Origin of the sequence: Marinobacter sp. SS13-12 (assembly GCF_030227115.1) — a bacterium.
Taxonomy (GTDB): Bacteria; Pseudomonadota; Gammaproteobacteria; order Pseudomonadales; family Oleiphilaceae; genus Marinobacter.
In genome coordinates, this window is record NZ_JASSUA010000008.1 from 1 (window position 1) to 8774 (window position 8774).

The following is an 8774-nucleotide window of genomic DNA, read 5'->3' on the forward strand; positions in this document are numbered from 1 at the left end:
CGACCATAGCGGTCTGGAACCACCTGATCCCATCCCGAACTCAGCAGTGAAACAGACCAGCGCCGATGGTAGTGTGGCTTCTGCCCATGTGAGAGTAGGTCATCGTCAGGCTCTTAATACCGAAAAACCCCCGCGGCTTCGCCGTCGGGGGTTTTTTATTGCCTGAACAAACGTAAGTTAAAACGAGACCGACCTTCCAAATTTATGACACCGCTCACAGTGACATTGTGTAAACAGCGTTAATATTTGTATAAGAACTGGCCAAAAAATAAAACAAAGCCAGCGATAACAGCGCTAGCCATAGCAATATAAGTGTTCAGAGACACTCATCCAAAAACAATAAACCGGCTTGAAAACAGGCGGTTAATGGTGAGATGTGTCTATGAAACGTGTTGTTTGGCTTCCCTTAGCGGTGCTGTCCTTTACCCCTCCCGCCGTAGCAGACTTGCAGCCAATCTCCGACAGCGACATGTCAGAGGTGACTGGCCAGGCATTCATATCCGTTGATCGCCAATACCACCCCGACCAATCCGATACCACGTCCTATACCCGGGTTAACCTGGGCATGGAGATTGATCTACAGACCAATGTGGATGTCCTCGAGCTGGGCCGGTACGAACGGGATGGCGAGATGGCAGGTACTTCCGATGTGTACATCGAGGATTTCGCCCTCGGGTACATCAATAATCAGGCGTATTTTGACAGCAACCCGAAATCCCCGCGTCAGCTTAAACCGGATGGTACTGCCTATGGTGAAGGTGAAATCGTCCCGTTCAATATTGATAACCCTTTCCTGGAATTTGCCTTCGACGAAGATGCCCAGGAGATCGTGGGCTTTCGTCTGGGCTTCGGCGAGTCCATGGGCATCCTGTCTGGCAAGATCGAAACCCTTACCGGCAATGTTAATGTCGATATTGTTGATCGCGGCGAAGGCTTGAGTGAGGCAAGCTCCAGCGGCAACTTCTTTGATCAGGTGATTGTTCTGCTCACCCCGCTGCTTGAGGGCGGAAGCCCGCTCCAGACCAAGGCGGAACTGGTTTATGGTGAGGAGGGCGACCCCAATATTGGCGAACTGGATCCAATAAGGGCCGAGCATATAGGGATTCCCAATGGCGAACGCTTCGTGCTTGAGGATGCCGGTGGCTTTACTCGCTGGTCGGTGAAAAACCTTATTGGCTGGGGCTCCAGTTCCCGCATTGAAGTACCCGACTGCTCTTTTTTCAGCTGTGGCAGCGGAGATATCTATGTCTACGCTCAGGACTGTCTGGTGTTGGGTATCGACTCCTGTTTTTATCTGGATATCTACAACAGTTTCCCGATAGGTACTGTTGAGGAAGTCGGGGATGAGCGGAGGATTACGGGCCCTGCCGACGGGGCATTTATCTCGTTTCAGACCAAGGATCTCGACTGGCTGAAGGACGTCAAGAACACCAATCCGACACCGGAGGATTTCATCCGTGCCACGTCCGGCGCATTCTTCAATATTCCGAACGGTGCAACTGAAGTGAATCTGAGTGAAGCGCTTTACGGCACCGACCGTTACCGGACTGAATATATTGACCGGGGCAGGGGGCTATTCTGATGTTATTGTCTCGGAAGCGGTGTTGTGCCGTTGTTGAACTCCCACAGGTACTCTGCAGCATAATTGTTCTGGTCGCCCTCCTTGCACCAGCGATCGCAACTGCCGAACTTCAGGACCTCTCCGAGCAGGAACTGTCGGAGATTGACGGTGCTGGAATCGGTGTCGTGCTGGAAAATTTCAAATTTTCCCATGGCACGGATGCACCCGATGCTGATGGTAATCAGGCGCGGATCTTCAAGATAGGTGGCCTCAAGAGCACCGATGGTCGCGATGTCGAGATTGTGGTCAACCACCTCTATATCTCCGGAAACGGAAGTAACTACGGTCAGAACCTGAGCCCGGTGAACCTGGGGCGACTGGTGAACCCTTACCGGATTGATGTGGTGGACGGAAATACTATCGGCATCCGGGACAGGGCGGTGCTTGAATTCGCGGCCCCGGCATTGATGGATGCAGCCCAGGGCTACGATTGCATGAGCTCCGGCGCAGCGGCGGGTAGTGGTGTCTGTTCCAGTCGCCCGGCAACGGCGGATTTCGTGGGCGAACGCCCGGATATTGGCATGCAGATGAATGTTGCGGTGGGAGATGACCGCTCAGCCAACATCAACATCCACGCCAAGAGCGCAGTGATAGACGGCAGTTATCTTCGGCTATGGGGGGATGACGATCGTCAGCAGATGGTGGGTCAGTTCAAGCTCAATTTCCAGTCACCCGAACTGTCGATTAACGCCTGTTCCCAGGATGGCCTGTCCTGTGGTTCCCGTATCACCATGACCAATTTTGCCCTGGAGTTGGCCATCGGCAACCAGTTGCAGCCGGTGTTTTTCGATGTGGATGGCACTGGCAACTTTGTGGTTGAAGTGGCGGCCATTGACCGGCCCGCTCCCGGGACGATTGGCGCCGATGGGCTGCGTGGCAGCAGTGATACGGACACCTGGGATTTCTACGAGGACTATTACACCAACCCTGACTACCGCAGCAACCTGCATATTGGCAACTTCTCCGTGGCCGACCGGGATTTCGGGTCGGCGCGAGTCGAGGGCATGCTGATTCAGCATCTGGATATCCGAACCAAGGATCTGGCGCCATGAATAAACGCTACCGGCAGGCTGCAGTTATCGTGATAGCGATGTTCGGGGCAGAACAGGCTGCTGCCGAGCTTGATCGCCTGGATGACCAGGACCTGGCCGAAGTCTCCGGTCAGGGAGGTATTTACCTGTCCGGCGACATCAGCATCAACGAAATGGGTGGGCCGATCGAGAACAGCTATTTCGGCTGCTGTGACAACCCGGACAAGAAGTGCGGTGCCAGGCTGGCCTATCGCCTGAAGGCAGACGGCGGCTGGATGGTACTGGATGAAATACGGGGCAATTTTGCCTTTGAAGGGCTGACACTGAGGGTTCGGTCTATTGACTCCGGGTTCGGCGGCGATGGCGAGCTGTTCAATCGCGATGTGATGGAGATCGGTTTACCGGATATCGTCCGTTACAACGATGTCCGTTTCAAGATTGCTGGCAGCAATATGCCCCGGCCGACGGATCCGGGCTTCCGGCAAACGGACATTCTTGCGGTGGAAATGCAGGGTGAAGTCATCATGGAGGGAAACCTGCTGGTTTTCCCCACAGGTAACCCATAGGGAGAGGGATATGCCCGGTATTGCTAAGCAGTCTTTCAGATCGGAGGTTAGCTGGCTCCTCATTATGACACTGTCAGCCCCGGTGATTGCCGAGATGCAGAGCCTTGACGACGACGACCTGGCTGATATCAGTGGCCAGAGCGGTATAACCCTGGAGATGGAGCTGGGCATGACCGCAGATCGATTGTCGTACTTTGACGATGGGAACGGCATCTATCTGGAGGACTTCCGTGTCGGCTCCGCCAGCAGGCCGGGGGAATCGGCTGCTCATGTTATCAGGGTGGATATTACGGAAGACGCAGCGCTCAACCTCGACTACCTGATTGAAGACCGCCGCATCGAGTTCGGCGATATCCGTCTGGCTGGCGCACCGGGTATCGGGATGGGCGGCGTGTTCTTTGACCACAGCCTGCAAGGCAGTCTTCGCATCAGTCCGGGTGGTGCATACGGATCTTCAGGTTATACGTTCGACACCGCCTACACCATGACGGGTGGCCGCCTTGGCTATCGTACCAATGGCAGCGAAGTCTTTCTCGACGATATCACTCTGGATGTGGAGGCGCTTGGCATCACCCTCAACGTTGTTGGTAACACGCTGGAACTGAGTGCCCCACGCATTACGGGTTCCTATGATGTGGGGGCCATCCGCTACAGCGGTAATCCCGCGAATCATGGCAACAGCTTTGATGTCGCCACCGGACAGGCACTGCCCAGCTACGGGGGGCTTAGCGGCACCTTTGACCTGTCCTCGAAAACGGCCATTACTGCCGGCGGTCGGGACGGGGAGGGTTTCCGTCTGGACAACCAGACCACGATTAACAGCGCTTCCTTTATATACCACGACGACAGCAACGCGCTTGCGTTCAGGGATATTACCGGCCATTACAACGTCAATGACCTGCGGATAGATGTCACCACGGACCGGTTCGGCCGTAATGCGTTGGGGCTAACGCTGGGATCGCTGGACGGAGAGTTCAATATTGGCCGCATCGAGATGGGGGCCGGAAGCAAGAGCATCGGTGAGGTCAATGTCAGCTTCATGCTGCGGGATCACACCTATAACGGTCGCAGTTATACCAATGCCGTATACGTGCAGGGCGGAGGGCATCCTGATACCGGCCCACAGGGTCTCAGGTTGTCCGCTGAATGGAGCCTGCAGTTGGCTGACCTGAGTTACACGGAGGACGGAAACCGGGTTATCTTCAGTGGCCTGCAGTCCTGGGGGCAAGGTGATGTGACGGTGAGTGTCACCCGGGATGGAGAAAAAAATGGTACCCGTTTCTATGATGGTCTCAGGATTGGATTTGAGGATGTGAACGCCGGTTACCGTATCAATGGCTTGCGGGTGGGCAGTGACGACGCACCGCTGCAGGGTGGTACCGAGCTGCTTCTGGCGCTGGGCTTTTACCCCGCCTATGAATTCGAACTGGATGGCCAGGTGACGCTGGGTGCCGGTGGTGCCAGTGGTGAAGGCCTGACCATCAATTCGGATATCCATATACGTAACGGTCGGGCCGCCATCATTGCCGCGCCTTATGACGAAGGTGAGGGAGAAATTTCCCAGAAAGGCCTGTGGATCAGCGATCTGAGCTATGACTCTCATGTCCGCGACATGACCATAGATGTCACCGATGAAGGTCTGGCCATCATGAAGGGCGAAGCCTGGAGCATGATGGATGTGGGTAACCTCCGTGTTGGCGACAAGGAGGCGGGGGCCAGTTTCGGCCGCTTTGTCCTGCAGAAGTACGAAACCGGAAGCACCATGACTATTGTGCCTGGTGGCGCTGGTGATGTCTGTGCCGGAGGCTCAGGTTCTACCCGGGCGGATTGCACCGCCTCGGGCGGCCTCTGGGAAGCCCGGGGGGAAGAAGGGATTACCATCCGGCTGAAACAGATATTTGCCAGGGCCGTGAGTGACACCCGCAAGAACGCCTTTACCTGGGAAACCAATCGCCAGACTGATTCCAGCGGGAACCCGATCAACAACACCGGCACCAGGCTGCTGCTCAATGATATCCATACCAGCGATGGTGGCGACTTCGACGGCGATGGTGTAGACGACAATACTTTCGGTATCCGCACGGATTTGTCCGTGGACGTTTACCAGACCAAAGTGGTCAAAAAGTCGGATGGTGCGGACGCTCTGGGGGTAACCGGTGCGAGGGGAGACGAAAAGATCATGGATTCTGCGGCCGCGGCTGGATATCGCTACGTCTCATCTCCCACTGCAACAGACCTGGAAAACCGGCCGCTGGGATTTGCAGTTCAGGCCAGAAGCCGGTTCAAGGAGCTTTCCATTAGTAACATTGACCTGGTACACCCAACCGGCGGACCCCAAACCGCTGTGTACGGTGTAAAAATGCAGAACTTCGATATCGAGGCCAACCTGACGGCAACCCCGATACCCTGAGTGCCAGTGGGACAATCTTCAGAAATTGCGATACCGCTTTGGTCTCGTCCTTTGTCTTTTGGTTCTACGTGTTGTTTAATCCCGCCCTGATCCTTTCAATCAAGCGGGCATGCCTTCATGAAATCCAGAGCACTCCTCGGCCTCCTGGCAGACGGGCAGGTCCATTCCGGTGAGTCACTTGCCGCCAGTCTTGGCATCAGCCGCACGGCGATCTGGAAGCAGATCCGTCGTGCCATGGACAAAGGTATCCGGATAGAAACCATCCGCGGCAAGGGCTATCGTCTGCTGACGGATATGGACCTGCTCGATCAGAGCCAGATCCTGAAAGGCCTTGGCGTGCGACATCGTTCTGCCATTGAGCTGATGGTTCTGGACGAGGTGGACTCGACCAATGCCGAAATCGTGCGGCGGCGCCAGGACCCCGCAACCGGCCGCATTCCCATTTGTATCGCGGACTGTCAGACCGCTGGCCGCGGTAGGCGCGGGCGGCCATGGCAAAGTCCCCGGGGTCAGAACCTCTACCTTAGCCTGGGGCTTACCTTTCGGGGCAGCTTTGCCATGCTCGACGGGTTGAGCCTGGTGCTGGGTGTCGCTGTCGCTGAAGCGCTGGAGCATCAGGGAGTGGCTGGTGTGGGGCTGAAATGGCCCAATGACATTTTCGTTGGAGGCAGCAAGCTCTCCGGTATCCTGGTTGAACTTCAGGGAGAGCTCGAAGAGGGTGTTGTGAAGGTGGTGGCCGGTATTGGTATGAATGTACACATGACTGACGCTGCAGGTGTCGACCAGGCCTGGAGCAGTCTGGCCCGGGCTGTGCCTGAACGCCGCTGGTGCCGTAACGAACTTGCGGCATCGGTCATCAATTCGGTTCTGGGAGCCGTGGATGAGTTCGCGGAGCAAGGCTTCGGCGGGTTCCGGGAGCGCTGGCAGAGCCGTGACATCTTCGCCGGAAAGCCGCTGGTGGCCACCCAGGGTGAGCTTTCCGGAATCGGCCGCGGTATAGACGACTCCGGCAACTACCTGATCGCAGAGGGTGAAGAGCTGGTAAAGGTTCGTGCCGGTGAGATAAGCCTGCGGGTGCAGTCATGAAGCTGCTGATAGATGCCGGGAACACCCGTATAAAATGGCAGCTGCGCGCTCGCGGAGATGTGCTGGAAAAGGGTTTTGCAAGTCTGGACGAGGACGGGGGCTTTCAGGATTGGGCCCCCTGGGCTGACGCCATTGAGTGTATCGCCATATCGACCGTAATTTCGGAAGACCGACGTCAGCACCTACAGGCCAGGCTTGAAGCTGCGTGCAAAGCACCCGTTATCTTTCACTGGGCGGAAAACCGTCGCGGAAAGCTGATGAATGCCTATAGCGATGTGACCAGAATGGGGGCCGACCGCTGGCATGCCATGTGCGGTGGCTGGCAGGCGACAGGTGCCGGCGGGTTTGCGGTTGTAGACGCAGGCAGCGCCATTACCGTTGATTATGTCGCCAGGTCCGGTGCCCACCTGGGCGGATATATCTTGCCGGGCAAGCAGATGATGCTGCGCTCGCTCAAGCAGGATGCTGCCAGGATAGGGTTCGACAGTCTGGATGCCGAGCAGGGCAGTCCTGGCGCTTCCACGACAGAGTGCGTCCAGCATGGCTTGGCGTGGCTCCGGGAAGCAATGGTCGCGCGATTACATAAGGATGTCAGCCATTTCGGGCTGGATCGGGTTCTGGTCACCGGTGGTGATGCTTCGGGCCTGATTGGCGCGGGGCTCTCTGCTATTCATGATCCCTATCTGGTATTGAACGGGCTTGCAGCCGTTGACGGGGGGTGGGAGCCGGAATGAAGTGGCTTGCCCTTGTTCTGTTATTGGTCAACCTTGCGCTCTGGTTCTACGGGGATAGTTTCGTTCCGGTTCGAGTCGCCGTGGTATTGGAACAACAGAGCCTGCCCCGGGTAGCGAACCTGAAGACCGATGCTCCCGGGGATCAAGGGCAGCAGTCGCCGGAGCAGCTACCATCATCGCAACCGTGGTTAGGTGAAGTTCAGCCCGTTGACCCCGTTGAGCCTTTGGTGGTGGCGAGCGAGCCTGTGCCGCAGACCTATTGCGTTCGCCTGGGCTGGTTCGAGTCCGCTGAGGCAGCACTCGCTGCCTACCTGTCCCTCGGCAGCCCCGGCCTGGCCCATGAAGTCCGGCAGGAAGAGCGGGAATTGTCGCCGTTACACTGGGTTATTATTCCGCCGCAGCCGGCGGGCAGGGCGCTGGCATTGTTCAATGATCTTCAGCGCCGGGGTATTGATTCCTACCTTGTCAGGCGGGGAGAAAACAAAAACGCCATATCGCTGGGCCTGTTCGAGTCCAGGCAGGCGGCTGAAATGGTTCTGGAAGAAAAAAAACGTCAGAATCTCAATGCAATACTGGCCAACTTCCCCCGAAATCAGATAAGCTACGCGCTCGTTTTTGAGGACGAACTGATGCCGGATTCCGGCGCGGTCGAGGCGGCAGAATCGGATTACGCAAACAATTTCGACCTCGTCGAAATCAGGCGCTGCGAAGGTGTTGCAACAGACCCTGAAAATCCGTAGTATACCGCCCTCGCTGAAGAGGCGAATGTGAGCTGGCGTAGCTCAGTTGGTAGAGCAGCTGACTTGTAATCAGCAGGTCGGGGGTTCGATTCCGTCCGCCAGCTCCACTTTTAGTTTTAATCAGGTTCGCCGTTGGCGAGACTGACTCGGAGGGGTTCCCGAGTGGCCAAAGGGATCAGACTGTAAATCTGACGCGAAAGCTTCGCAGGTTCGAATCCTGCCCCCTCCACCACTTATTGCTCGCGGGCATCGTATAGTGGCTATTACCTCAGCCTTCCAAGCTGATGACGCGGGTTCGATTCCCGCTGCCCGCTCCAATTTGTAGTTGTGTTGAAAGCGCTCATGTAGCTCAGTCGGTAGAGCACATCCTTGGTAAGGATGAGGTCACCGGTTCAATTCCGGTCATGAGCTCCATTATTTGTCCGGTCAACGTCACGGTCTGGTTGATTAGGGAGATAGGTCGAATGTCTAAAGCAAAATTTGAGCGTAACAAGCCACACGTAAACGTGGGCACCATTGGTCACGTAGACCATGGCAAGACCACGCTGACAGCCGCGCTGACTCGTGTATGTCACGAAGTGTGGGG

General features: G+C 56.4%; 8 protein-coding genes, 4 tRNA genes and 1 rRNA gene. All 13 read left to right on the plus strand.

The window, feature by feature from the left end; genetic code table 11:
* Nucleotides 1–111: ribosomal RNA gene (gene rrf / locus QPL94_RS21250) — 5S ribosomal RNA — on the plus strand; the annotation flags it as partial.
* A 271-nt stretch (nt 112–382) separates the two neighbouring features.
* Entirely contained in the window at nt 383–1582 is a 1200-nt protein-coding gene (locus tag QPL94_RS21255; RefSeq protein ID WP_285359874.1) for a hypothetical protein, read from the plus strand.
* Entirely contained in the window at nt 1582–2673 is a 1092-nt protein-coding gene (locus QPL94_RS21260) for a hypothetical protein (RefSeq protein WP_285359875.1), read from the plus strand. Before QPL94_RS21255 ends, QPL94_RS21260 begins: the two co-directional genes overlap by 1 nt.
* Nucleotides 2674–2711: 38 nt before the next feature.
* Complete coding sequence (locus tag QPL94_RS21265; RefSeq protein ID WP_502881569.1) at nt 2712–3218, plus strand: hypothetical protein; 507 nt, start codon at nt 2712–2714, stop codon at nt 3216–3218.
* A 64-nt stretch (nt 3219–3282) separates the two neighbouring features.
* Nucleotides 3283–5628: a DUF6160 family protein gene (locus QPL94_RS21270; protein WP_285359879.1), complete on the plus strand. Its 2346-nt coding sequence runs from the start codon at nt 3283–3285 to the stop codon at nt 5626–5628.
* A 117-nt stretch (nt 5629–5745) separates the two neighbouring features.
* Entirely contained in the window at nt 5746–6714 is a 969-nt protein-coding gene (locus tag QPL94_RS21275) for a biotin--[acetyl-CoA-carboxylase] ligase (RefSeq protein WP_285359880.1), read from the plus strand.
* Nucleotides 6711–7448: a type III pantothenate kinase gene (locus QPL94_RS21280; RefSeq protein ID WP_285359881.1), complete on the plus strand. Its 738-nt coding sequence runs from the start codon at nt 6711–6713 to the stop codon at nt 7446–7448. The genes QPL94_RS21275 and QPL94_RS21280 overlap by 4 nt, the downstream gene beginning before the upstream one ends.
* Entirely contained in the window at nt 7445–8188 is a 744-nt protein-coding gene (locus QPL94_RS21285; protein WP_285359883.1) for a hypothetical protein, read from the plus strand. Before QPL94_RS21280 ends, QPL94_RS21285 begins: the two co-directional genes overlap by 4 nt.
* Nucleotides 8189–8219: 31 nt before the next feature.
* A tRNA-Thr gene (locus QPL94_RS21290) sits at nt 8220–8295 on the plus strand.
* Nucleotides 8296–8336: 41 nt separating this feature from the next.
* Nucleotides 8337–8420, plus strand: a tRNA-Tyr gene (locus QPL94_RS21295).
* A 10-nt stretch (nt 8421–8430) separates the two neighbouring features.
* Nucleotides 8431–8505, plus strand: a tRNA-Gly gene (locus QPL94_RS21300).
* Nucleotides 8506–8526: 21 nt separating this feature from the next.
* A tRNA-Thr gene (locus QPL94_RS21305) sits at nt 8527–8602 on the plus strand.
* Between the two features lie 50 nt (nt 8603–8652).
* The coding region (locus QPL94_RS21310) for a GTP-binding protein (RefSeq protein WP_230715830.1) at nt 8653–8774 on the plus strand (122 nt) is incomplete at its 3' end.

What these genes read in the sequence shown, in the direction of transcription:
- QPL94_RS21255 (WP_285359874.1), top strand. Translation starts at nt 383, where the DNA reads ATGAAACGTGTTGTTTGGCTTCCCTTAGCGGTGCTGTCCTTTACCCCT.
- QPL94_RS21260 (WP_285359875.1), top strand. Translation starts at nt 1,582, where the DNA reads ATGTTATTGTCTCGGAAGCGGTGTTGTGCCGTTGTTGAACTCCCACAG.
- QPL94_RS21265 (WP_502881569.1), top strand. Translation starts at nt 2,712, where the DNA reads ATGTTCGGGGCAGAACAGGCTGCTGCCGAGCTTGATCGCCTGGATGAC.
- QPL94_RS21270 (WP_285359879.1), top strand. Translation starts at nt 3,283, where the DNA reads ATGACACTGTCAGCCCCGGTGATTGCCGAGATGCAGAGCCTTGACGAC.
- QPL94_RS21275 (WP_285359880.1), top strand. Translation starts at nt 5,746, where the DNA reads ATGAAATCCAGAGCACTCCTCGGCCTCCTGGCAGACGGGCAGGTCCAT.
- QPL94_RS21280 (WP_285359881.1), top strand. Translation starts at nt 6,711, where the DNA reads ATGAAGCTGCTGATAGATGCCGGGAACACCCGTATAAAATGGCAGCTG.
- QPL94_RS21285 (WP_285359883.1), top strand. Translation starts at nt 7,445, where the DNA reads ATGAAGTGGCTTGCCCTTGTTCTGTTATTGGTCAACCTTGCGCTCTGG.